Origin of the sequence: Streptomyces sp. NPDC059582, assembly GCF_042735715.1 — a bacterium.
Lineage (GTDB): Bacteria > Actinomycetota > Actinomycetes > Streptomycetales > Streptomycetaceae > Streptomyces.
In genome coordinates, this window is the sequence record NZ_JBHWCC010000033.1 from 1 (window position 1) to 21,983 (window position 21,983).

Sequence of the window (21,983 nt, forward strand, 5' to 3'; positions counted from 1 at the left end):
GGGACGCCCTGTTCCGTGTGCGCGACGTGTTCTCATCTCGGCCGCCCGTTGCTACGGTGCCCGATCTGACGAGGTATCAGGTCCGGTCCGTCGGGAGGTTCCGCATGCGCGCACTGATCGCCGCCGCGACCGGTCTCGCCCTGGCGCTCGCCCTGGTCCTCGCCCTCACCGCGCTCGGGTCACCGGCCGGCAGCACGTCCCCGAAACCCATGCTGACGACGGTGCCCGCACACCCATAGCCGCCACACCCATAGCCGCCACACCCGCGGCCGTACGTCCCGCGGCGGTACGTCCCCTGAGCCGTCCGCCGAAGCCGTCCACCCGGGAGGGAGGCCGAGATGCGCCGCAAGGCCGGCCTGGTCCTGCTCGCCCTCGCCGTGTTCTTCGCGGCGCTGTCCCCGCTGCTGCGCTGGTACGCCTTCCCGCGCCTGGCCAAGATCCCGGCGAACCAGTACCAGGACGTGGTCCTGGAGGCCAAGGGCGCCACCCTCCTCGACTACGGCACGATGCGGGCCCGCAAGGTCTCCGAGGTCACCATCGTGCAGACCCTGAAGGGTGACGTGGACGCGTCGGAGCGGATCGAGCGGACCGCCGGCCGGGACGTCGTGGTCTGGGACGGCCTGTCCTACGTCCAGGGACCCGACGGCAAGATGGTCTCCAAGCTGCCGGAGCGCTACATCTTCGACGCCCACACCCAGGAACCCGTGCACGCCACCGGCGAGATGGTCGACGGCGACCCGGTCAGGCGCGAGGGCATCGAGTTCAAGTGGCCCTTCCTGACGGAGAAGCGGGACTACGAGTACTTCGACGCCCAGACCCGCACGTCGGCCCCCATCCACTACCAGGGCACCCGCACCTTCCGCGGCCTGAAGGTCTACTACTTCGAACAGACCGTCCCCTGGACCCGGGTCCCCCTGCCCAAGATCATGCCCGTGCAGGGCGTCACCCCGGAGTCGGTCGCGAAGACCGGCACGACCCGCTGGTACACCACGGTCCGCCGATTCTGGGTCGAACCGGTCACCGGCGCCCCCGTCTACGGCGAGGAGATCCACCAGGAGGAACTGCGCGGCGGCACCCTGCTCGGCGGCCGCGAGAAGGTGACGGCGTTCGCCGGACACGTGAAGATGCGCGAGGACTACATCGAGCACACGGTCGCCCTGGTCAAGTCGAACCGCACCCTGGTCCTGCTGCTGACGTCCTACCTGCCCTGGGGCTTCCTCGCCCTGGCCGCGCTGCTGCTGACCCTCTCCCTCTGGCTGGAGGCGCGCGGCCGCCGCCCCGCCGGTCCGGCACCGGAGCCGAGCCCGGACCCCGAGCCGGTCACCGCCTGAGCCGGGCGTTGGTGTACCGGGTCGGCTCCGCCGCGGCGGGGTCCTCGGGCCACGGATGCTTCGGATAGCGGCCGCGCAGCTCGGCCCGTACGCCCTTGTAGCCGTCCCGCCAGAAGGAGGCGAGGTCGGCGGTGACGGCGGCGGGCCGGCCCGCGGGCGAGAGCAGATGCACGAGGAGCGGCACCCCCGCGACGGCGGGCGACTCCTGGAGCCCGAACATCTCCTGCAACTTCACCGCGAGCACGGGCTGTGCGGGATCGCCGTAGTCGATCCGGATCCTGGACCCACTGGGTACGGTGATCCGCTCGGGGGCGAGTGCGTCGAGGCGGGCGGCGTCCCCGGTGGCCCAGGGCAGCAGCCGGGCGAGCGCCTGCCCCGCGTCGATCCGCGCCAGGTCCGCGCGCCGCCGCGCCCGGCCGAGCTCCGGCTCCAGCCACTCGTCCACGCGCGCGTGGAGCGCGTCGTCGCCGACGTCGGGCCACGGGTCGCCGAGGTGCAGCCGGAGAAAGGCGAGCCGCCGGCGCAGCGCGGCCGCGTCCTGCGTCCACCGCAGCAGCCCGAACCCCTCCTGCCGCAGACCTTCGAGCAGCGCGTCCCGTACGAGAGCGGGGTCGGCGTCGGGCAGGGCCCGCACGGCCAGCTCCACCGCGCCGAGCCGCTCCACCCGCCGCGCGACGACGTCGCCGTCTGCCCAGCGCACCTCCTGGCCCTCGCCGTACAGCGGCGCCGCGGCCCGCCGGGCCATGTCCTCGTCCACCACCGCGGCGAGCTGCACGCGTGCGTGCCCCTTGCCGAGCGGACGGTCCGCGACCGCGACCGCCAGCCAGGGCGCCCCGCCCAGCCCTGAGCCCTCCCGGACCTCGGCCCGCGTCCCGGAGGCCATGAGATAGGACCCGCCCTGCGCCCTGGCGACCCGCTCCGGGAAGGCGAGCGCCGCGACCAGCCCGACGAGCCGGTCCTCCCCGGCGCCCCGCCCGGCCTCGACGTCCGCCACCGGCGCGGGAGAGCCACCGGCGGACCCGTCGGCCGATCCGACGGCGGCGGACCGCAGTCGCCGTACCTCCGTCCGCCACCGCCCCGCGTAGGCGTCGCCCCCGCGCCGGGCCGTGCGCAGCGCCGCCGCGAGATCGTCGCCGTACTCCCGCGGTGGCTCCTCGCTCAGCAGCGCCACCACCTCGGCCGCCCGGTCCGCGCCGACCGACGCCGCGGCGTCCAGCAACGCCCGCCCCAGCCGTGGATGAAGGCCCAGCCGGGCCATCCGGACCCCGCGCGCCGTGGCCCGGCCGGTGGCGTCGACCGCCCCGATCGCCGTCAGCACCGACCGCGCCGCCGTCATCGCGCCGCCCGGCGGGGGATCGAGGAGTGCCAGCCCGGACGCCTCCGGATCTCCCCAGCAGGCCGTCTGGAGGGCGAACGCGGTCAGGTCGGCCACCTTGATCTCCGGTGCCGGGAAGCGCGGCAGCCGGGTGTCCTCGGCCTCCGACCAGCACCGGTACACCGCGCCCGGCGCCTCGCGCCCGGCCCGCCCGGCCCGTTGCCGCGCCGCCGCCTGCGACGCCCGTACGGTCGCCAGCGCGCTCAGCCCGCGCGCGTGGTCGACGCGCGGCTCCCGCGCCAGCCCGGAGTCGACCACCACCCGCACCCCGGGCACCGTCAGCGACGACTCCGCCACCGACGTCGCCAGCACCACCCGGCGCCGCGCGCCCGGCGCCAGTACCGCGTCCTGCACGGCCGCCGGCGCCCGCCCGTGCACCTGGAGCACGTCGATGCCCCCGGCGCCTGCGCTGTCTCCGAGATCCCCGAGCTGCCCCGCGACCCGCGCGATCTCGCCGACGCCCGGAAGGAAACAGAGCACGTCCCCGGACCGCTCGGCCAGCGCCCGACGCACCACCGACGCCACGTGCGCGGGCAGCGCCGGGTCGACCCGCATCCCGTGCGGCGGCCGCAGCGGACGCGCCGGGGGTGCCCAGACCACCTCGACCTCGTACGCGGCCCCCCGCGCCTCGACCACCGGAGCCCCGCCCAGCAGCCGGGCCCAGCCCGCCGAGTCGGTCGTCGCGGAGGCGGCCACCAGCCGCAGCTCGGGCCGCAGGGTTTCGCGCACGTCCCACAGGAACGCCGCCACCGTGTCCGCGTCCAGATGCCGCTCGTGGCACTCGTCGAGTACCACCACGTCGACGCCCGCGAGCTCCTGGTCCCGCTGGAGCCGCTGCAGCAGCACCCCGGTCGTGACGACCTCCACGCGCGTGTGCCGCCCCACCACCCGCTCCCCGCGCACGGTGTAGCCGACGCTCTCGCCGGCCTTCTCGCCCAGCAGCCAGGCCATCCGCCGGGCCGCCGCCCGCGCCGCGATCCGCCGCGGTTCCGCCACGACCACCCGCCGCGCCGGGCCCCGGCCGGTCAGACCGGCCAGGGCGAGCGGTGCGAGCGTCGTCTTGCCGGTGCCGGGCGGCGCCACGAGGACGGCCGTGCCGTGCCCCGCCAAGGCGTCGTCCAGGGCGGGCAGGGCGGCGCGTACCGGCAGCGCGTCCAGGGCGTCGTAACGGATCACCCGCTCAGTCTCGTACGCACACGAAGACGGCCGTACCCGGGATCAGGTTCCCGCGCAGCGGCGACCAGCCGCCCCACTCGGCGGTGTTCCAGGCCGGCCACTCCGGTTCCACCAGGTCGACCAGGCGGAAACCGGCCGCCACGACGTCCCGGACGCGGTCGCCGACGGTCCGGTGGTGCTCCACGTAGACCGCGCGCCCCTCCTCGTCCTGCTCCACGTACGGCGTGCGGTCGAAGTAGGAGGCGGCCACCGACAGCCCCTCGGGGCCGGGCTCGTCCGGGAACGCCCAGCGGATCGGGTGCGTGACCGAGAAGACGAAGCGGCCGCCGGGCCGCAGCACTCGGCGCACCTCGCGCAGCACCCGCACCGGGTCCGCGACGAACGGCAGCGCCCCGTACGCCGAGCACGCCAGGTCGAAGGAGGCGTCCGCGAAGGGGAGCGCGCCCGCGTCCGCGCACACGAGAGGGAACGATCCGCCGATGCGCAGCGCGTGCTGGAGCTGGCGGTGGGAGATGTCCAGGGCGACCGGGCGGGCACCCTGGCCGGCCAGCCAGCGCGCGCACTGGGCCGCGCCGGCGCCGATCTCCAGGACGTCCTTGCCCTTGAGTTCCTCCGGCGGCCCGAGCAGCTCCGCCTCCACCTCGTCCAGGCCCTCGGGGCCCCAGACGAAGCGGTCGTCGCCGAGGAAGGTTCCGTGCTCGACCTGGTACTCGTCCGCGTTGCGGTCCCACCAGCCCCGGTTGGCCCGGACGCTCTCCGTGGCGTCCGAGTCGCGTCGGGTGGCTTCCGCTTCGAAGGCTTCGGGCTCTTGGATGATCGGCTCCCGCGTATTAGTCTGCGGCCACTTCCGTGCGACCCGCCGAGGCGTGTCACTCGGGGGGTCTTTTCGGCCCGCGTGGCCTTGTGGGACGGTAATTGTGCCGGGAATGCGGTGATTCGCCCCGGGTGTGCGCCTTCGCGCATTGACCCTGCCCGGCTGCCCCCGTATGCTACAAGTTGCGCTGCGGGCCTGCGCACCTCAGACCTAGCAGGCTGCGCTCGCATCTGTTGTATGTCCCCTCGGTTCTCGAGGCGCCACCGGAGTTTTCTCGGTGTGGCGCTTCCTTGGCTGTCCGGCTTCTTCAGAGCGATACGGGCTCCCGGCGTAGCAGTACCTACGACTTCAATGTCCGTACCGGAGCCCTTTCCCACATGACGAGCAGCACCGAGACCACCGCCACCACCCCGCAGGTTGCGGTCAACGACATCGGTAACGAGGAAGCATTCCTCGCCGCGATCGACGAGACGATCAAGTACTTCAACGACGGCGACATCGTCGACGGCGTCATCGTGAAGGTCGACCGGGACGAGGTCCTGCTCGACATCGGTTACAAGACCGAAGGTGTCATCCCGAGCCGCGAGCTCTCGATCAAGCACGACGTCGACCCGAACGAGGTCGTCAAGGTCGGCGACGAGATCGAGGCCCTTGTTCTCCAGAAGGAGGACAAGGAAGGCCGCCTGATCCTCTCGAAGAAGCGCGCCCAGTACGAGCGCGCCTGGGGCACCATCGAGAAGATCAAGGAAGAGGACGGCATCGTCACCGGCACCGTCATCGAGGTGGTCAAGGGTGGTCTCATCCTCGACATCGGCCTCCGTGGCTTCCTGCCGGCTTCTCTCGTCGAGATGCGCCGTGTCCGCGACCTCCAGCCCTACGTGGGCAAGGAGCTCGAGGCCAAGATCATCGAGCTGGACAAGAACCGCAACAACGTGGTCCTGTCCCGCCGTGCCTGGCTGGAGCAGACCCAGTCCGAGGTCCGCCAGACGTTCCTCACGACCCTCCAGAAGGGTCAGGTCCGCTCCGGCGTCGTGTCCTCGATCGTCAACTTCGGTGCCTTCGTGGACCTGGGTGGCGTCGACGGTCTGGTTCACGTCTCCGAGCTGTCCTGGAAGCACATCGACCACCCCTCCGAGGTTGTCGAGGTCGGCCAGGAAGTCACCGTCGAGGTCCTCGACGTCGACATGGACCGCGAGCGCGTCTCCCTGTCGCTGAAGGCGACGCAGGAAGACCCGTGGCAGCAGTTCGCCCGTACGCACCAGATCGGTCAGGTCGTCCCGGGTAAGGTCACGAAGCTGGTTCCGTTCGGTGCGTTCGTCCGCGTGGACGAGGGCATCGAGGGTCTGGTCCACATCTCCGAGCTGGCCGAGCGCCACGTGGAGATCCCGGAGCAGGTCGTCCAGGTCAACGACGAGATCTTCGTCAAGGTCATCGACATCGACCTCGAGCGTCGTCGCATCAGCCTCTCGCTGAAGCAGGCCAACGAGTCCTTCGGTGCCGACCCGGCCTCGGTCGAGTTCGACCCGACCCTGTACGGCATGGCCGCGTCGTACGACGACCAGGGCAACTACATCTACCCCGAGGGCTTCGACCCCGAGACCAACGACTGGCTCGAGGGCTTCGAGTCGCAGCGTGAGGTCTGGGAGAACCAGTACGCCGAGGCGCAGCAGCGCTTCGAGCAGCACCAGGCTCAGGTCATCAAGTCCCGCGAGGCGGACGCCGCCGCGGCCGCCGAGGGTGGCGAGGCTGCCGCTCCGTCCGCGTCCGGTGGCGGTGGCGGTGGCGGTTCGTACTCCTCCGAGGGTGCCGACACGTCCGGCGCGCTGGCCTCGGACGAGGCGCTTGCCGCGCTGCGCGAGAAGCTGGCCGGCGGCCAGAGCTGATCGCTGAGCAGTAGCTAGCTCTCATCGAGGGCCCGCACCCCCACCGGGTGCGGGCCCTCGATGCGTCCCGGCCCGGTGTCCAGCCGGCTGGACGTGTGCGGGCGCGGAAACCCGCGGGATACACGAGTAACCGACGGGCCGTAACCGGCCATTGGGAGGCTGCCCCGGTCGTTCAAGATCGAGAGGGGAGCCCAGTCATGGCACAGCTTCGGAGCGGGCCGGGTACGAGTCGGCGTTCGTTCTTGCGCAGTGTGGGTCTCACCGGTGGCGCCGGCGCCATGTTCGCCACCATGGGAGCCCTCGGCCTCGCCCCGACCGCGCAGGCGGCCGGGCGTGAACAGCCCTTCCGGGCCCTGAGCGCGAGCGATTTCACGCTCACCGGACGGGCCGCCGCGAAGGTCGTCGTCATCGGCGGCGGTATCGCCGGACTCGCCGCCGCGTACGAACTCGGCAAGGCGGGCTACGACTGTACGGTCCTGGAGGCCAGAGACCGCACCGGCGGCCGCAACCTCACCGTGCGCGGCGGTGACACGACGGTCGACCTCGACGGCCACCGGCAGACCGCCCGGTTCGCGGACGGCCACTACATGAACGCCGGACCCGCCCGTATCGCGCAGTGGATGGTCACCCTCGACTACTGCCGTGAACTCGGCGTCCCCATCGAAGTGTTCACCAACGTCAACGCCGACGCGTACCTCTACAACGAGTCGACCGGAATGGACGCGCCGGTGCGCCACCGCACCGCCAAGGCCGACGTCCACGGCCATGTCGCGGAACTGCTCGCCAAGGCCACCGACCGGGGAGCCCTCGACGGGGAACTGACGGCCGCCGACCGGGAGCGGCTCGTCGAGTTCCTCGCGGACTGGGGCGAGCTCGGCGACAAGCTGACGTACCAGGGCGGCGAGCGTCGCGGGTACACGACCGTCCCGGCCGCCGCCGGTACACCGGGCGTGCTGCTCGGCGACGTCCCCACCGCCTCCGAGGTCTTCGCCGACGGCGTCGGCCGCTACTTCTCCTTCGAGTTCGGCTTCGACCAGGCCATGCTGATGTTCCAGCCGGTCGGTGGCATGGACCGGATACCGCAGGCGCTCACCCGCGCGGTCGGCGCCCACCGCGTCCGCACCGGCGCGGTCGTCTCGAAGATCACCGACAAGGCGGGCGGCGTCTCGGTCACCTACACCCAGGGCGGCCGCACGAAGGTCGTCGAGGCCGACTACGCCATCGCCGCCCTGCCGCCCAACATCCTCGCCAAGGTCCCGCACAACCTCGGCTCCGGGGTGCAGAGCGCGCTGGAGTCGATCGCCCCGTCGTCCGCGGCCAAGATAGGCCTGGAGTACCGGTCCCGCTGGTGGGAGCTCGATCACCGCATCTACGGCGGTATCACCGAGACCGACCTGGACGTCACCCACATCTGGCACCCGTCGTACGGCTTCCACGGCGAGCGGGGCGTCCTCATCGGCTACTACAACTACGGCGCCGACGCCGACGCCTACGCCGCGCTCACGCCCAGGCAGCGCGAGCAGCGCGCGGTGGCCGCGGGCGTGAAGATCTACGGGGAGAAGTACCGCACCGAACTCGTCTCCTCCTTCTCCCACCACTGGCGCCAGACGCCCCACCTGGAGGCGGCCTGGCACAGCACCCCGGGCGGCCCCGACGCCCCCCGTTACAAGCCGCTGAACGAGCCCACCGGACGCGTCCACTTCGCCGGCGACTGGCTCAGCTACACCGACGCCTGGCAGCACGGCGCGTTCACCTCGGCGCGCCGGGCGGTGACCGCTCTCCACGCGCGCGTGCTGTCGTCATGACGGCGGCGACCGCCGCCCTCACGCGCCGCCGCACGCCGGGACGGCAGGGACCACGCGCCGCCGTGCGCGGGCGGTGAGGAGTCACGCGCGCGGGGCGGTGGGGAGTCGGCTGATCAGGGGCACGGGCCGGGAATGCCCGTGCCCCTGACGGTGTTGGAGTCCTTTGAACACGAGGAGGAGCGGTCCAAGTGCTTGATCCGCAGGGTTTGTACGCATGGGAGCCGAAGGGGCTGGCCGTCGTCGACATGGCGCTCGCCCAGGAGTCGGCCGGACTTGTCATGCTCTACCACTTCGACGGGTACATCGACGCGGGCGAGACCGGCGACCAGATCGTCGACCGGCTCCTCGACTCGCTGCCGCACCAGGTCGTGGCCCGCTTCGACCACGACCGGCTCGTGGACTACCGGGCCCGCCGCCCGCTGCTGACCTTCCGCCGCGACGAGTGGACGGACTACGACGAGCCCGCCATCGACGTGCGGCTCGTCCAGGACACCACCGGAGCCCCCTTCCTGCTGCTGTCCGGCCCCGAGCCGGACGTGGAGTGGGAGCGCTTCGCCGCCGCCGTCCAGCAGATCGTGGAGCGGCTCGGCGTCCGGCTCTCCGTGAACTTCCACGGCATCCCCATGGGCGTCCCGCACACCCGCCCCGTGGGCCTCACCCCGCACGGCAACCGCACCGACCTCATCCCGGGCCACCGCAGCGCCTTCGACGAGGCGCAGGTGCCGGGCAGCGCCGCCGCGCTCCTCGAGTACCGGCTCATCGAGGGCGGCCACGACGTCCTCGGCGTCGCCGCGCACGTGCCCCACTACGTCGCGCGCTCCGCCTACCCGGACGCCGCGCTCACCGTCCTGGAGTCCGTCACGGCCGCCACCGGCCTGGTCCTGCCGGGCATCGCGCACGCCCTGCGCACGGACGCGCACCGGACGCAGACGGAGATCGACCGCCAGGTCCAGGAGGGCGACGAAGAGCTCACCGCCCTCGTCCAGGGCCTCGAGCACCAGTACGACGCGGCCGCCGGGGCCGAGAGCCGGGGCAACATGCTCGCCGAGCCCGTCGACATCCCCTCGGCGGACGAGATCGGGCGCGAGTTCGAGAAGTTCCTGGCGGAGCGGGAGGGCGACAACTGAGGCCCGCGGGACACGCTGTCGGCGTCGGGCCCTAAGCTTCGCCTCATGCTGAGAGTGGGCCTGACCGGTGGCATCGGGGCCGGCAAGAGCGAGGTGTCGCGGCTGCTCGTCGCGTGCGGGGCGGTGCTGATCGACGCGGACCGCATCGCACGGGAGGTCGTCGCGCCCGAAACCCCCGGGCTCGCGGCGGTCGTCGAGGCTTTCGGCGAGGACGTGCTCACCGAGGACGGCGGCCTCGACCGGCCGAAACTGGGCTCCGTCGTCTTCGCCGACCCGCAGAAGCTCGCCGTTCTGAACGGGATCGTGCACCCCCTGGTCGGCGCCCGCTCCAGCGAGCTGGAGCGGGCCGCCGCCGAGGAATCCGTCGTCGTCCACGACGTCCCGCTCCTCACCGAGAACGGCCTCGCGCCGCTCTACGACCTCGTGATCGTGGTCGACGCGAGCCCCGAGACCCAGCTCGACCGGCTCGTTCGGCTGCGCGGCATGACCGAGGCGGACGCCCGTGCCCGGATGGCCGCCCAGGCGACCCGCGAGAAGCGCCTGGAGATCGCCGACGTCGTCATCGACAACGACGTGCCGCTCGCCGAGCTCGAACGGCGTGTGCGGGAGGTCTGGGCGGATCTGGAGCGCAGGGCGCGCGCGGAGCCGGGACCGGAATCTGCCGGGGAATAGGGGTACGCGCTCCGGGCGTTGAAAGGCGGTAGCGAGGGAAGGAATTTCGCGTGCCCGAAACCAGCGGTTCGACCGGACGTACTCCGGAGACGCATGTCATCGACTTCCGCGCCGCGGAGCAGTTGCTCGCCGCGCGGGACCCGCGGGGCGCGGTGAAGCTGCTCGACGGCGTCATCGCGGCGCACCCGGAGAACACCGCCGCCCGGCTGCTGCGCGCGCGAGCCTTCTTCGCCGCCGCGCAACTGCGGCCCGCCGAGCTGGAGTTCACGATCGTCCTGGAGCGTGAGCCGGACAACGCGTTCGCGCACTTCGCGCTCGCCCGCACCTATGAGCGCCAGGGACGGCACGACCAGGCCAAGCGCCACTTCCGGCTGGCTGCCGCGCTGGACCCGAAGCCGCAGTACCTGAAAGCGGCCCGCTTCGACTCCTGAGGCCGTCGCCCGGCCCGCGCCGACTCCCGAGGCAGCCGTCGGACCCGGTCGCCCGGGCCGGGCTGTTCCCGGTCAGGGAGGGGGCGGTCAGGGAAGGCGGTGTTCCGGCGGCCGGTACGGCGGGATGTCGCGGCCCGGCTGGTAGTGCGGTCCCTGCCGAAGGTGCTTGACGATCATCCACAGGTCTACGGTGACGACCAGCCACAGCGCCCCACAGGCGGCGGCCCAGCCGGGACGCCCGGCGAGGGCGAAGGCCACGGTCCCGAAGACCGCCCAGACCAGTCCCCACACGGTCAGCCCCAGACGCAGCCGCAGCGCACTGCGCGCAGTCGTAGGTTCACTTCCCGTACGCATCGGATCATCACTCCTTCCTGCAACGTACTCTTCGGTGCGGGCGTTCTCCAAGCGGTCCGCAGAGGGGGTCCACCGCGTGCTGCCCGATACCGATGAGCTTGCCGAAGAGCTGTCCGACCTCGCCGTACCGCACGAGGACATCAACGAAGTCGTCCGGCTGGGCCGACGGGTCGTGGACGACCCGGAGCTGCGGGGCGTCCTGGAGCGGTCCGTCGAGGAGCTGGTCCGGGGGACGGGCGAGATCCGCGGGGGTGCCGATCTGCCCGAGCTCGACTGGGCGCCGGGCCCCCTCCAGCGGTTCTTCCCCCTGTTCGTCCTGGTCGCGGCGCTGCCGTCGGTGCGCGCCCACCACCGTGACCGCGGCATCCCGGCCGAGGTCGCCCGGCGCACCCTGGCGGACACCGGCCGGAACGTCGCCGCGCACCGCAGGTGGTACGGCACGGGAGGCATGCTGCGCCCCCGCTGGCTGTCCCTGCACTTCCGCGGCGAGCTCTACCAGCTGGGGCGGCTGCAGTTCCAGCGGGGCCGGATCGGCTCGTGGACGAGCGGCTCGATCGCCGCCGAGGGATTTCCCCTCGGGCCGGGCGACCTCGGGCTGGGCCTGCACATCCCGGACTTCTCGGGGCCGCTGACACCTCAGGCCTGCGACCGATCCCTCGCGCTGGCGCGGGACTTCTTCACCCGCCACTACCCCGACGAGCCCTACCAGGTCGTGACCTGCGGTTCCTGGCTGCTCGACCCCCAGCTCAGGACGTACCTGCCGGAGCGTTCCAACATCGTGCGCTTCCAGGAGCGGTTCCGGCTCAGTCATCTGCCGGCGGAGCCGGAGGACCTGACGCCGGTCCGTTTCGTCTTCGGCACCGAGGACGTGCCGTTGGAGCGGCTGTCGCGCCGCACCCGGCTGGAGCGGGTCGTCGTGGACCATCTGCGCGAGGGCGGCCACTGGTACGTCGGCCACGGCTGGTTCCCGCTGTAGCCGGCCCCCGTCCGGCCTGTCACCCGGTCATCCATCCAGGCTGCGCCTCCCGGCAGGTGACGCGACAGGTCCCGGACAACGATGAGTTCCGCGCCGCAGGGCGGTCTACCTCTGTGAAAGCACCACGGACCACCTCACACAGGAGACCCCCATGTCCGAGACCGCCGCTCCCGCCGCCGACGTCCCGAACCGCGCCGTCGTGGCCGAGTCCGCGACCGCCCGCGGCCGCCGCGCCCGGATCGCCCTGCGCGCGCTCCAGGTGCTGCTCGCCCTGTTCTACGGGATCGCGAGCGCGCTGCCGAAGCTGATCGCGCACCCGTCGGCCGCCGAGTCATTCGACCGCATCGGCTGGGGCAGCGCGGGCATGTACACCATCGGCGCGCTCGAACTGGCCGGCGCCATCGCCCTGTTGGTGCCGGTGCTCCAGTCGGTGGCCGCCCTGGCGCTGGGCGCGCTGATGATCGGGGCGTTCGTCGTCCAGCTCACCGTCTTCGACGGGCAGAACGCGGCGACACCGCTCGTCCTGCTCGTGCCGCTCGCCCTGATCGCCTGGGCCCGGCGCGGGCACAACGCCGACCTGCTGCGACCGGTACGGCGGCACCGGGTGTGACCCTCGTGGCCCGTGGTCACCGTCCCTCGGGACGGCCGCCCGGGCCGCGCAGCCCGTTCAGGGCACGCAGGCGTTCGATCTCGCGGCGGTCCCGCTTGGTGGGGCGCCCGGTGCCCCGGTCGCGGATGCCGGCCGGGGCGACGGCCTCGCGGGGCGGGGGCGGCGGGCTGTTGTCGACGTAGCACTGGGCGGCCACCGGGGCGCCCACCCGCTTGCGGATCAGCCGCTTGACGACGACGACCCGCTCCCAGCCCTCCTGGCGTACGCGTACCTCGTCGCCGACGCGGACCGAGTGCGCGGGCTTGACGCGCTCGCCGTTCACCCGCACGTGTCCGCCCCGGCAGGCGGTGGCGCCCTGGGAGCGGGTCTTGACCAGGCGTACGGACCAGATCCAGCTGTCGATGCGCACGGACGCGCCGCTCGGGGGTCTGGCGGCCTCGGCGGCGGCGATCGCGGCGGCGACCTGCGGGTCCGACGCGTCCGCGCCGCCCTCGGCGGCACCCGCCGCGGTGCCCTGCGGGGCCGCGGTGCCGCTCGCGTCCGCGGTCCCGTGCGGTTCGGCCGCCCCGTGGTCCGAGTCCTCAGAAACCATGGTCCCGACTCTAGCCGCCGGGCCCTCGCCGGTCCGCCGGGATTTTTTCCGACTTCGGCGCCCCCGGCGGAGCTGTCACCCGGGTCCGCGAAGCCGGCGGGCGGGCCTTCGGCGGATTCCGGGCGGGGCTACGGTGGATTCATGGACAGCCTGGCCGCTCTGGACGCCCGGATCACCGGCTGTGCCGCGTGTCCCCGGCTCGTGGCCTGGCGCGAGGAGGTCGCCCGAACCAAACGGGCCGCGTTCGCCGACCGGACGTACTGGGGGCGCCCGGTGCCCGGCTTCGGACCCGCCGACGCCTCGCTCCTGATCGTCGGCCTGGCCCCCGCCGCCCACGGCGGCAACCGTACGGGCCGGATGTTCACCGGCGACCGTTCCGGGGACGTGCTGTACCAGGCGCTGTACGACCTGGGCCTCGCCTCGCAGCCCACCTCCGTCGCCGCCGACGACGGACTGGAGCTGTACGGCGTCCGGGTCACCTCGCCCGTGCACTGCGCCCCGCCCGCCAACAAGCCCACGCCCGAGGAACGCGACACCTGCCGGCCGTGGCTGGTCCGGGAGCTGGAGCTGCTGCGGCCGACGCTGCGGGCCGTGGTCGTACTCGGCGCGTTCGGCTGGCAGGCGGCGCTGCCGGCGTTCGCCGCTGCGGGCTGGACGGTGCCCCGGCCACGCCCGGCCTTCGCGCACGGCGCCCGCGTGCCGCTCGACGGGCTGGAGCTGTTCGGCTGCTTCCACGTCAGCCAGCGCAACACCTTCACCGGCCGGCTCACTCCCGAGATGCTGCGCGAGGTGCTGGGTACGGCGGCGAAGGCGGCGGGGCTCCGGACATAGCCCCGACGGCCGTCGCACGGACCGGGCCGTCCGTACCCTCGCGCAGCTCGGCCGTGCCCCGGGAGTCGCGGGACGGCGGTTGCGGGGCTACGGCCGCCACACGTACCGCACGTCCGGTTCGCGCTCCTCGTTGTCGCCGCCGTCCGTGTGCTCGACGGCCACGAAGCCGTGCCGCTCGTAGAAGCGGTGGGCGGGCTTGTTGATCTGGAAGGTCCACAGGGTCAGGCCCCGCGGACTGCGCTCCTTGGCCAGCGTGACGAACCGGTCGCCGAGGCCGCGCCCGCGCCACCGCGGGTCGAGGTAGAGCTGGGACAGCAGTTCGCCGTCGACCACCATGACCCCCACGATGCCGTCCTCGGCCTCGGCCACCCAGGTCTCGCGCGACGGCACCACCACGTCCCGGAAGTAGCCGCGCACCTCCTCGTCGGACCGGGGCCTGACGATCGTGGGCAGCGCGGCCGTGAACGAACGCAGCCACACGTCGGCCGCGCCGGCGGCGTCGGGCGCGGCGGCCCGGCGCAGCACGACGACGGCCGACTCACGGTGTACCGGCGGGTCCTCCGGCACGACGGCCGTCGCCGTGATCTCCACCAGCTGGCCCGAGTACCCCAGACAGGCCACACCGACCAGCGTCGACGAGTGCGGCCCGCCGCTGAGCCCGGACGCCTCGACGACGTCCCAGACGGCGGACAGCACCGCGGTGTCACCGCTCACCACGTACACGTCGGTCGACACGACATGCGCCAAGTCACTGCCCACCGCGCCCAGTTGCGCCTCGAGGTTCGCGATCACCCGCCGTGCCTGCCGCACCGGATCACCCTCGTCGACCAGCTTCCCGTCCGCGTCCAGCGGCACGGACCCGGCGAGGAACGCGAGCTTCGTGCCGGCCTCGACGACGGAGGCGTGGGAGTAGGCGGGGGGTGGAAAGAGACCGGGGACGGTGGTGCGTCGGATCAACGTGGGCTCCTCGAGGGGCTGCGGCGGACGACGTTCCGGATCCCGCGTCGGCCGATCCCGTCGGCCCACGGGCAACCTCCCGATCATCGGCGCCCGCGCAGCCCACCGCACCCGAATTTCCCGGGCGGTCATGGAGCGACCGCCGGGAAATCCGCTCGACAGCGCGGCGATCCCGCCGACAGGCCCCGGCCCCGGGAGGTTCGCCGTGATCCGTGTCGTGGCCCGATCCATTCGTCCGGCCCATTCCACCGAACGGGCCGGTCTGCGGCGGATCGACGTCATCCTCGGGGAGTTGCGACCGGAGCCCGCGGCTCTGGACCGGGCGGTCACCGAGGCGCGGACACTCATCCAGGCCCGCGTGGCCGACGCGGCTCTCCGTGGCAGCGGCACCGGCGAATAATCATTCGAGAGGCGAGAGTTGCCGCTGCTACGGTCCCTCTCGTGGCGAAACTCAATCAGATCATCGCAGTCGAGAAGGGCATCAAGTCCAAGGCGCACCAGGACCTGACGGCGGCCCATCACGGCTTGCAGAAGCCCGCGTTGCTGGCCGGCATCTCGCGTACGTACCAGCCCAAGGACGAGGAGGGCGAGCAGCTGCCGCCCGAGTCGACGCGGGTGCAGGTGCAGGCCGAGAACGTGCTGCGGGACACCGCGGCCACCCTGACCCGGCTGTTCGACGTGACCGCCACGAAGGACTGGGCCAATTGTGCCGCCCGTGCGGACGTGACGGTGGACGGGCGCGTGCTCGTCGCGGACGTCCCCGTGTCCTACCTGCTCTTCCTCGAGAAGCAGCTCGTCGATCTCAACACCTTCGTACGCAAACTGCCCGTCCTCGACGCCTCCGAGTCCTGGGTGCAGGACCCCTCCACGGACGCCTGGAAGACCGAACCGGTGCGGACGCTGCGGACCAAGAAGGTGCCCCGCAACCATGTGAAGGCGGAGGCGACCGACAAGCACCCGGCGCAGGTCGAGGTCTACTACGAGGACATTCCGGTCGGGTACTGGACGACCGTGAAGTTCTCGGGGGCGCTCCCGGCGCGACGCGTCAACGAACTGCTCGACCGGGTGGAGAAGTTGCAGCAGGCCGTGAAGTTCGCCCGCGAGGAGGCGAACGGCACCGAAGTCGTCGACCAGCGTGTCGGTGACGCCGTGTTCGGCTACCTCTTCGGGTAGCCTCCAGATCTCCCCGGCCACCACGCACCACGGCCGGGGCGCGCGAGGAGCGCAAGCTGAAGCTGAAGCTTGTCGTGATGTGGCGGCGGGACACCGAGCCGGCCGCGTTCAATCTCAGACTCTTGCTCCAGACTCAGCATTCGCCGCCGATCGCCGGATCGACCGGGCCCAGGCCCCAGCACGTCGAAATGCCGGTTCAAGTCCGGTCCGCGCAGCTCGATGCGTGGTGGTCCAAAGGCAGGACGCGGCGACATAACGACTGACCTGGGTCCTCAAGCGTGCCGGCGTGCCGTATGGGCGGCATCCACAGGGTCCGGGGGCAGGCTACGCCCCCGGACCCGCTCGCATGTCCGCCGCCGGGTTCGCCTCACCCGTTCACGACTGCCCGCCCTCGCCCGGCACACCGAGGGCACCGACGAGGTCGCGGCACTGCTCGAACGGCTCGTCGACACCGCCACCGCGTGCGCCGTGCACCTCGACGACACGGGCCGCCTCGCGCCCCACCACGCCGAACGCCTCACCGAACTCCTGCGCGAGCTTGAGAGGGTGCGCGAACGGACGGGGCCGGCATCCGTACGGCTGCCCCTCGCCGTCTGAGACCGGTCCGCCGCGCGGCCCGAGCCTCCCGCGCGACAAGCCCTGGCTATTCCACCCGCACCCACACCGGCGCGTGGTCCGGCCCCGGTGCCCCGCGTCGCTCCGCCGGGTCAGGCACGATCGAGGGCAGGTGCGGCGCGGCCTGTTCCGGCAGCCCGGTCCCGGCCGCCGTCACCCGGCGCACCAGGCGGTGACTCGCCAGGATGTGGTCGATCAGCTCGCGGCGGCCGGAGTCGACGCGCGAGTAGCGCCGGTCGGCGGGGATGAGCGGGGCCACGTCCCGCAGGCGGGTCGCGTCGCTCCTGTCGGGCCTGTCGTAGCCCGTGGTGCCGAGCTCGGAGCCGGGCGGCCCGAGCAGGATCTGTGTGGTCGCCGCCTGCACCTCGTCGTTGAGGTCGCCCAGCACCATCACGTCCCGTGTCCGGCCGTCGCCCGCCAGGAGTCCGTCCGCCAGTGCGCGCAGCGCTGTCGCCTCCGCGGCGCGCCGGTAGAGGGCGTAGGCGCCGTAGCGGGCCCGTTCGCCCTCGTCATGCGGGAAGAATCGATTGTTCGACCGCACACCCAGCCCGTCCACGACCTCGCCGCGACCCTCGTGCACAGCGCCCGCGCCGCCGACGTCCGTACGACGATCGTCGACGGGCGGATTCTGATGCGCGACCGTGAACTGCTCACGATCGACGTCGCCGCGGTGGTGCGGGAACTGGGGGAGCGGATGCCGTCACTGCTGGACCGGAGGCACGGCCGGCGCGTCCGGGACTACGGAACCTGAGCAGCCGCGGAAAAAACTTCCGGCGCCGCGATGAGTTCCGCTCCCTTCGGCGGTCACCCCTGGGAACGGACCGTCGCACAGGAGGAGTCATGTCGCTTCCGGAGGTCGTCTCGCGCGCGCAGTGGCGCGCGGCGCGCGAGGAACTGCTGGTCAAGGAGAAGGTGGTGACACACGCGCGGGACGCGCTCAACGCCGAGCGGCGCCGGCTGCCGATGGTCGAGATCGACAAGGAGTACGTCTTCGAGGGCGGCGACGGCAAGGCCACCCTCCTCGACCTCTTCGAGGGACGACAGCAGCTCGTGGTCTACCACTTCATGTTCGCGCCCGAGTGGGACGCCGGTTGCCGCAGTTGCTCGGCGTTCCTCGACCAGATCGGGCACCTCGCGCATCTGCGGGCCCGCGGTACGACGTTCGCGGCCGTGTCCCGGGCGCCGTACACCACCATCCTGCCGTTCAAGGCGCGGATGGGCTGGACCCTGCCCTGGTACTCCGCGTCCCTCGGTGACTTCAACGACGACTTCGAGGTGACCCTGGAGCGCGACGGGGAGCTCGTGGAGCGGCCGGGCCTCAGCTGCTTCCTGCGCGACCGCGACCGGGTCCTGCACACCTACTCGACCTATGAACGCGGTCTCGACGGCCTCGGCTCGACCACCAGCCTGCTGGACCTGACGGCGCTGGGACGGCAGGAGGAGTGGGAGGAGCCCGCCGGACGCGCGTCGGCTCTCGGTGCTCCCGCGGGCAGTGAGCGCGTTCTCTATCACGACGAGTACGAGGACTGACATGAACGGTGTCCAACCGTTCACCAAGTGACCGGACCCTCACACTCCGCGGTGGTCGCGTGTCAGCTACGTCTCAGTCCCGTCACCGAGCGAGCCGTTCGACCCCTGGGAAGCGTTAACTCCTACACGTACGACGCTTTCTGGAGGTGCAGGGTGGTGAACGGGCGAACAGTGCTCGAACGCTTTCCCGCGGGTGGGCCGCGAGGTTCGTGGCCCGCGGAGGAGTTCGCGCACGCGCGGCGTCAGGAGGGCGTGCCCGCCGAGGTGGTCATGGACCTCGCGACGGACACGTTCCTGGTGATCCTGCGCGCCGGCGACACGGAGTGAGGCGACTCAGCCCGCCTTCGGGGCGGGCAGCTTCGTCGTGAACTGCTCGGCCTGCAGCGCGTACAGCTCGGCGTAGACCCCGCCGCTGGTGAGGAGTTCGTCGGGGGTGCCGGACTCCACCAGCCGGCCCTGGTCGAGCACGTGCACCAGGTCGGCGTGGCGCACGGACGCCAGCCGGTGCGTGATGAGGACGACCGTCTGCCCGGTGCCGGCCAGCGCCCGGATCTTCTCGAAGACCTCCAGCTCGGCCCGCGCGTCCAGAGCCGCCGTCGGCTCGTCCACGATCAGGATGCGGCCACGCCGGAAGGCGGCCCGCGCGATACCGAGCCGCTGCCACTGCCCGCCCGACAACTCGTGCCCGCCGCTGAAGTTCCGGGCCAGCAGGGTGTCCAGGCCCCGGGGCAGATCGGCGACCACCTCCTCCGCGCCCGCCTCGGAGATCGACGTGGTCAGCCGCTCCTCGGTCGGGGACGCGGAGGAACGGCCGACGGCGACATTGACCCGGGCCGTGAACGGCCACCGCTTGAAGTCCTGCGCCAGCATCGCGATCCGCTCGGCCAGCCGGTGCCGGTCCGCGGTCGCCGTGTCGACGCCGTCCCACAGGATCCGCCCCCGGTCCGGCTTGTAGAGCCCCGCGAGCAGCTTCACCAGGGTCGTCTTGCCCGAGCCGTTCTCGCCGACGAGCGCGACGATCCGGCCCATCGGGACGGCGAGGCTGACGTCGTCCAGCGCGGGACGGGTGGAGTCGCCCGGATAGCTGAACGTGACGTTCTCGAACCTGATCTCCCGCGGATCCTCCGGCAGCGCGGCGCCCCCGGCCGGGATGGCCCGCTCGGCCGCCTCGACGTACAGGCGCTCCAGGTCGCCCACGAACAGGGCCTCCTCGTGCAGCGCGTTCACCTCCAGGACCAGCGTGTCCAGGCTCGCGGAGCCGGTGCGGATCGCGATCACGGCCGTGCCCGCCACGGACAGCGCCATCGTGCCGGTGACCAGCAGCCCGCCGAGCGTCGCGTACGTCGCCACCGTCGCGAGGCCCGTCCAGGCCGCCGCGATCAGGCCGGTGCGGGCCGACAGCCGGGCCAGCCGGGCCTGCTCCGCCTCCGCGGCCTCCGACATCGCGCGGAAGTGGCGCAGCAGGAACGGGCCGACCCCGTGCACCCGGATCTCCGGCGCCGCCGCCGGCTCGGTGAGCAGACTGCTGATGAGCTGTCCGGCACGGGCGTGCTGCACCCAGGTGTGGAAGGACTCGTAGCGGCGCCGGGCGTTGACCAGCGCGCTCCAGGCGCTCGGCAGCGTCATCGTCACCAGCAGCGGGAGCAGCGCCGGGTGCAGCACGGTCAGCACACCGGCCGCGGTGACGAGCGAGATCATCGCGTTCACCACGCGCGTGCCATACATGATCATCCGGCGGGCGGAGGAGGCGCCGTACTGCGCGGTGTCCAGCAGCTTGTGGAAGGCGTGGTCCTCGATCGCGGCCAGCTCCACGGAGGCCGCCCGCTCCAGGTACAGCTCGGTCGCCACCCGCTCCACCTTGGGCTCCAGCCGGCCGGTGGCGTACGTCGACGCGGCCCGCAGCAGCGCCCCGACCAGCAGCACGGCGGCCATGATGACCAGGGCGGGGACGGCGCCGCGCAGCCGGTCGTCGATCGGGCCGGAACCCATCAGCCGGCCCAGCACGCTGTTGACCGCGAGCAGGCCCACCGCCTGCGCCAGACCCCGGGCCGCCTCTGCGGCCAGCACGGTCCGCGCGGCGGCGGGGTCGGCCTGCCGGGCCAGGCGGAAGCTGGAGGCGAGGAGCGCTGGCAGCCGGGTCAGCATGGCGTGGAAGTTCAGTTCGAGGAAGGCGTTCGCGTGCTGGTTCCAGCCCATGTCGTAACGCAGGGCGCCGCCGAAGAGCAGTCGCTCCGACTCGGACACCTCGGGTTGGCCCGTGTCGCGCCGCTTTGCCACCGTCGACCTCCCCCGGTCGTGGACAAACGGCCACTATGGCGGGAGGTGCCTCGTCAGGGCAGGGCGCACATCCACGCGGCGGGGGCGCGCGGGCGTACGCGGGGGGCGGCGCCGGCGACATCGTATGAATGCCGGTGGTGCCGGTGGTGCCGGCGGCAATGGTGGCGCGGGTGAAGGCGGTTGGGGACGACCGGAGAGGCAGGTGGAGGTCGGGGGTCGCCCACGACCGCCTGGGAGGCGCCGCCCGCGTGGGCCTCACGCGCTGATCGGGCGCGACCAGTTCGGTGTGGTCCCCGTCAGCCGGCACAGGGTCAGGTAGAGCGGGATCGGCGGGGTGTACGGAACCGAGTCGTCCGGCCGGTGGATGAGCACGGGGGAGCGCGTGGCGTCCGGGAGGACAGCGCCGGTCGCGTAGTGCGCGGGGGCGGGCCACTCCAGCGCGTAGTCGGAGTCGGACGGGACGATCCACCACCAGTGCGTCCCGTCGGCGTAGACGCATCCCACGCGCGGCAGCCGGGGCAGTACCTGCGGTCCGAAGTGTGCGGGCACCGCCACCGCGTCGCAGCCCAGCGGGGCGGTCATGTCGTCGGGGACGGCGAGCCGGCGCGGGGCGGGCGGGGTCTGCGCACCGCGCCGCAGCCGTACCAGCGTGTCCAGGGTGAGCAGTTGGCCGGGGCCGGGCGTAGCGCTCACGCGTCGCTCCGCTCCTGGCCTCGTTGGAGCGGCAGGACTCCCGTGATCCCCGGTCCGCGCCACTTCTGCCGCGGCTCGTCCTCGTCACCCGGGACGCCGGGCGAACCGGGTTTCGGGCGGGTGCCCCAGCCCAGGTCGCCGCGGGGCTCGTCGTGCGACTCGTGGCGGAGTTCGTGCGGCTCGTGGCGGGGCTCGTCGTGGTGGCGCGGGGTTTCCGTCCGGCGCCGGAGCTCCGCCCAGACCAGCAGGCCGGTGCCGTGTTCCTGGGCGCCCCAGGAGTGACACAGGGCCTCTATCAGCAGCAGTCCCCGGCCGTGCTCCTCCTCGGGCCGCTGCGGGGACGGGTGGGGCTCACCCGGTGCGCAGCCCTCGTCGCGCACGGCTATCCGCACCCGTTCGTCGCCGTCGTGCAGCTCGCAGACGACATGACTGCTCGCGGTGTGCACGATCGCGTTGGTGACCAGCTCGGATATGACCAGAGCCGCGGTGTCGCAGGTGTCCTCGCACACCGACCACCCGGTCAGCCGGGCCCGGGTCAGACGTCTGGCCTGGGCGGGGGAACCCGGATGTGCGGCCAGCTCGAAACGGAACCGGCGCTCGGTGGCGGCCCTGACGGGGCCTGACACCGCGGCGCCGAGACCGAGGGGGCGGCCTGCGGCTGCGTCTGTTCCTAAGGGCGCGGACGGAATCACGCTTGCCACTATCGCCCCGCCGTGAACACTTGGCAAGTGTCACTCTGAAAAATGCAGAGTGCTGTGTGA

The 21,983-nt window shown here is 72.5% G+C and carries 23 protein-coding genes and 3 pseudogenes; 15 read left to right on the plus strand and 11 right to left on the minus strand.

Features of this window, described 5'->3' with window-relative positions; translation table 11 throughout:
- The first annotated feature begins 104 nt into the window (after positions 1-104).
- Positions 105-239 (plus strand): SPW_0924 family protein, encoded by a 135-nt coding sequence (locus ACFV0T_RS25615; protein WP_385783469.1) that lies wholly within the window; start codon positions 105-107, stop codon positions 237-239.
- Between the two features lie 99 nt (positions 240-338).
- Positions 339-1,331, plus strand: a complete 993-nt coding sequence (locus tag ACFV0T_RS25620) for a DUF3068 domain-containing protein (RefSeq protein WP_385783472.1) — start codon at positions 339-341, stop codon at positions 1,329-1,331.
- On the opposite strand, the gene hrpB is transcribed toward ACFV0T_RS25620, so the two are convergent.
- Together hrpB and ACFV0T_RS25630 are read right to left on the minus strand one after the other, a co-directional pair.
- Positions 1,321-3,882 carry an ATP-dependent helicase HrpB gene (hrpB, locus tag ACFV0T_RS25625; protein ID WP_385783474.1) on the minus strand — a complete coding sequence of 854 codons (2,562 nt, stop codon included), beginning with the start codon at positions 3,880-3,882 and terminating at the stop codon, positions 1,321-1,323. The genes ACFV0T_RS25620 and hrpB overlap by 11 nt on opposite strands.
- Positions 3,883-3,886: 4 nt before the next feature.
- Positions 3,887-4,696: a class I SAM-dependent methyltransferase gene (locus ACFV0T_RS25630; protein WP_385783685.1), complete on the minus strand. Its 810-nt coding sequence runs from the start codon at positions 4,694-4,696 to the stop codon at positions 3,887-3,889.
- Between the two features lie 377 nt (positions 4,697-5,073).
- On the opposite strand from ACFV0T_RS25630, the gene rpsA reads away from it, so the two are divergent.
- The 5 genes from rpsA (at position 5,074) to ACFV0T_RS25655 (ending at position 10,614) form a co-directional block, all read left to right on the plus strand.
- On the plus strand, positions 5,074-6,579 hold the full coding sequence (gene rpsA, locus ACFV0T_RS25635; RefSeq protein ID WP_385783477.1) for a 30S ribosomal protein S1: 1,506 nt from the start codon (positions 5,074-5,076) through the stop codon (positions 6,577-6,579).
- A 278-nt stretch (positions 6,580-6,857) separates the two neighbouring features.
- On the plus strand, positions 6,858-8,384 hold the full coding sequence (locus ACFV0T_RS25640) for a flavin monoamine oxidase family protein (protein ID WP_385783688.1): 1,527 nt from the start codon (positions 6,858-6,860) through the stop codon (positions 8,382-8,384).
- A 188-nt stretch (positions 8,385-8,572) separates the two neighbouring features.
- Complete coding sequence (locus ACFV0T_RS25645) at positions 8,573-9,511, plus strand: PAC2 family protein (RefSeq protein ID WP_385783480.1); 939 nt, start codon at positions 8,573-8,575, stop codon at positions 9,509-9,511.
- 45 nt (positions 9,512-9,556) lie between these two features.
- Positions 9,557-10,183, plus strand: coding sequence for a dephospho-CoA kinase (gene coaE, locus ACFV0T_RS25650; protein WP_385783483.1), 627 nt, complete (start codon positions 9,557-9,559; stop codon positions 10,181-10,183).
- Between the two features lie 50 nt (positions 10,184-10,233).
- Positions 10,234-10,614, plus strand: a complete 381-nt coding sequence (locus tag ACFV0T_RS25655) for a tetratricopeptide repeat protein (protein ID WP_162469890.1) — start codon at positions 10,234-10,236, stop codon at positions 10,612-10,614.
- Between the two features lie 87 nt (positions 10,615-10,701).
- Here ACFV0T_RS25655 and ACFV0T_RS25660 read toward each other — a convergent pair whose 3' ends face one another.
- The gene (locus tag ACFV0T_RS25660; protein ID WP_385783487.1) at positions 10,702-10,968 is read right to left on the minus strand and encodes a DUF6343 family protein; all 267 of its coding nucleotides are present in this window, start codon (positions 10,966-10,968) and stop codon (positions 10,702-10,704) included.
- Positions 10,969-11,044: 76 nt separating this feature from the next.
- Between ACFV0T_RS25660 and ACFV0T_RS25665 the strand changes: the two genes are divergently transcribed.
- Together ACFV0T_RS25665 and ACFV0T_RS25670 are read left to right on the plus strand one after the other, a co-directional pair.
- Positions 11,045-11,944, plus strand: coding sequence for an acyltransferase domain-containing protein (locus ACFV0T_RS25665; RefSeq protein ID WP_385783489.1), 900 nt, complete (start codon positions 11,045-11,047; stop codon positions 11,942-11,944).
- A 151-nt stretch (positions 11,945-12,095) separates the two neighbouring features.
- The gene (locus ACFV0T_RS25670; protein ID WP_385783492.1) at positions 12,096-12,554 is read left to right on the plus strand and encodes a DoxX family protein; all 459 of its coding nucleotides are present in this window, start codon (positions 12,096-12,098) and stop codon (positions 12,552-12,554) included.
- A gap of 16 nt (positions 12,555-12,570) precedes the next feature.
- On the opposite strand, the gene ACFV0T_RS25675 is transcribed toward ACFV0T_RS25670, so the two are convergent.
- A complete protein-coding gene (locus ACFV0T_RS25675; RefSeq protein WP_385783494.1) occupies positions 12,571-13,146 on the minus strand; it encodes an RNA-binding S4 domain-containing protein in 576 nt (191 codons plus the stop codon).
- A gap of 141 nt (positions 13,147-13,287) precedes the next feature.
- On the opposite strand from ACFV0T_RS25675, the gene ACFV0T_RS25680 reads away from it, so the two are divergent.
- Positions 13,288-13,977 carry a uracil-DNA glycosylase gene (locus tag ACFV0T_RS25680; protein WP_385783497.1) on the plus strand — a complete coding sequence of 230 codons (690 nt, stop codon included), beginning with the start codon at positions 13,288-13,290 and terminating at the stop codon, positions 13,975-13,977.
- Positions 13,978-14,064: 87 nt separating this feature from the next.
- Here the strand turns inward: ACFV0T_RS25680 and ACFV0T_RS25685 are convergent, their stop codons facing one another.
- Together ACFV0T_RS25685 and ACFV0T_RS25690 are read right to left on the minus strand one after the other, a co-directional pair.
- Positions 14,065-14,544: a GNAT family N-acetyltransferase gene (locus tag ACFV0T_RS25685; RefSeq protein ID WP_385783690.1), complete on the minus strand. Its 480-nt coding sequence runs from the start codon at positions 14,542-14,544 to the stop codon at positions 14,065-14,067.
- A gap of 57 nt (positions 14,545-14,601) precedes the next feature.
- Positions 14,602-15,216 (minus strand): annotated as a pseudogene (locus tag ACFV0T_RS25690) (RidA family protein); the annotation flags it as partial.
- Between ACFV0T_RS25690 and ACFV0T_RS25695 the strand changes: the two are divergent.
- The gene (locus ACFV0T_RS25695) at positions 15,152-15,334 is read left to right on the plus strand and encodes a hypothetical protein (RefSeq protein ID WP_385783710.1); all 183 of its coding nucleotides are present in this window, start codon (positions 15,152-15,154) and stop codon (positions 15,332-15,334) included. The pseudogene ACFV0T_RS25690 and the gene ACFV0T_RS25695 sit on opposite strands and share 65 nt — an antisense overlap.
- Before the next feature lie 41 nt (positions 15,335-15,375).
- A complete protein-coding gene (locus ACFV0T_RS25700) occupies positions 15,376-16,107 on the plus strand; it encodes a hypothetical protein (RefSeq protein WP_385783500.1) in 732 nt (243 codons plus the stop codon).
- Between the two features lie 375 nt (positions 16,108-16,482).
- On the opposite strand, the gene ACFV0T_RS25705 is transcribed toward ACFV0T_RS25700, so the two are convergent.
- Both ACFV0T_RS25705 and ACFV0T_RS25710 read right to left on the minus strand, forming a co-directional pair.
- On the minus strand, positions 16,483-16,743 hold the full coding sequence (locus tag ACFV0T_RS25705; protein WP_385783503.1) for a hypothetical protein: 261 nt from the start codon (positions 16,741-16,743) through the stop codon (positions 16,483-16,485).
- Positions 16,744-16,750: 7 nt separating this feature from the next.
- Positions 16,751-17,347: pseudogene (locus ACFV0T_RS25710) on the minus strand (endonuclease/exonuclease/phosphatase family protein); the annotation flags it as partial.
- Between ACFV0T_RS25710 and ACFV0T_RS25715 the strand changes: the two are divergent.
- The 3 genes and pseudogenes from ACFV0T_RS25715 to ACFV0T_RS25725 form a co-directional block, all read left to right on the plus strand.
- Positions 17,255-17,473 (plus strand): annotated as a pseudogene (locus ACFV0T_RS25715) (amidohydrolase); the annotation flags it as partial. The pseudogenes ACFV0T_RS25710 and ACFV0T_RS25715 sit on opposite strands and share 93 nt — an antisense overlap.
- Before the next feature lie 89 nt (positions 17,474-17,562).
- Positions 17,563-18,252 (plus strand): DUF899 domain-containing protein, encoded by a 690-nt coding sequence (locus ACFV0T_RS25720; RefSeq protein WP_385783506.1) that lies wholly within the window; start codon positions 17,563-17,565, stop codon positions 18,250-18,252.
- 156 nt (positions 18,253-18,408) lie between these two features.
- Positions 18,409-18,579, plus strand: coding sequence for a hypothetical protein (locus ACFV0T_RS25725; RefSeq protein ID WP_385783509.1), 171 nt, complete (start codon positions 18,409-18,411; stop codon positions 18,577-18,579).
- A 6-nt stretch (positions 18,580-18,585) separates the two neighbouring features.
- Here the strand turns inward: ACFV0T_RS25725 and ACFV0T_RS25730 are convergent, their stop codons facing one another.
- The 3 genes from ACFV0T_RS25730 to ACFV0T_RS25740 form a co-directional block, all read right to left on the minus strand.
- Positions 18,586-20,448, minus strand: coding sequence for an ABC transporter ATP-binding protein (locus ACFV0T_RS25730; protein ID WP_385783693.1), 1,863 nt, complete (start codon positions 20,446-20,448; stop codon positions 18,586-18,588).
- A gap of 336 nt (positions 20,449-20,784) precedes the next feature.
- Positions 20,785-21,222: a hypothetical protein gene (locus ACFV0T_RS25735; protein WP_385783512.1), complete on the minus strand. Its 438-nt coding sequence runs from the start codon at positions 21,220-21,222 to the stop codon at positions 20,785-20,787.
- Positions 21,219-21,923, minus strand: coding sequence for an ATP-binding protein (locus ACFV0T_RS25740; RefSeq protein WP_385783515.1), 705 nt, complete (start codon positions 21,921-21,923; stop codon positions 21,219-21,221). The genes ACFV0T_RS25735 and ACFV0T_RS25740 overlap by 4 nt, the downstream gene beginning before the upstream one ends.
- Positions 21,924-21,983 lie beyond the last annotated feature (60 nt).

Excerpts from the sequence above, each read along its gene's own strand:
- rpsA (WP_385783477.1), top strand. The coding sequence starts at position 5,074 with ATGACGAGCAGCACCGAGACCACCGCCACCACCCCGCAGGTTGCGGTC.
- ACFV0T_RS25720 (WP_385783506.1), top strand. The coding sequence starts at position 17,563 with ATGTCGCTTCCGGAGGTCGTCTCGCGCGCGCAGTGGCGCGCGGCGCGC.
- ACFV0T_RS25615 (WP_385783469.1), top strand. The coding sequence starts at position 105 with ATGCGCGCACTGATCGCCGCCGCGACCGGTCTCGCCCTGGCGCTCGCC.
- ACFV0T_RS25640 (WP_385783688.1), top strand. The coding sequence starts at position 6,858 with ATGTTCGCCACCATGGGAGCCCTCGGCCTCGCCCCGACCGCGCAGGCG.
- ACFV0T_RS25620 (WP_385783472.1), top strand. The coding sequence starts at position 339 with ATGCGCCGCAAGGCCGGCCTGGTCCTGCTCGCCCTCGCCGTGTTCTTC.
- coaE (WP_385783483.1), top strand. The coding sequence starts at position 9,557 with ATGCTGAGAGTGGGCCTGACCGGTGGCATCGGGGCCGGCAAGAGCGAG.
- ACFV0T_RS25730 (WP_385783693.1), bottom strand. The coding sequence starts at position 20,448 with ATGGGCTGGAACCAGCACGCGAACGCCTTCCTCGAACTGAACTTCCAC.
- ACFV0T_RS25675 (WP_385783494.1), bottom strand. The coding sequence starts at position 13,146 with ATGGTTTCTGAGGACTCGGACCACGGGGCGGCCGAACCGCACGGGACC.
- ACFV0T_RS25660 (WP_385783487.1), bottom strand. The coding sequence starts at position 10,968 with ATGCGTACGGGAAGTGAACCTACGACTGCGCGCAGTGCGCTGCGGCTG.
- ACFV0T_RS25670 (WP_385783492.1), top strand. The coding sequence starts at position 12,096 with ATGTCCGAGACCGCCGCTCCCGCCGCCGACGTCCCGAACCGCGCCGTC.
- ACFV0T_RS25680 (WP_385783497.1), top strand. The coding sequence starts at position 13,288 with ATGGACAGCCTGGCCGCTCTGGACGCCCGGATCACCGGCTGTGCCGCG.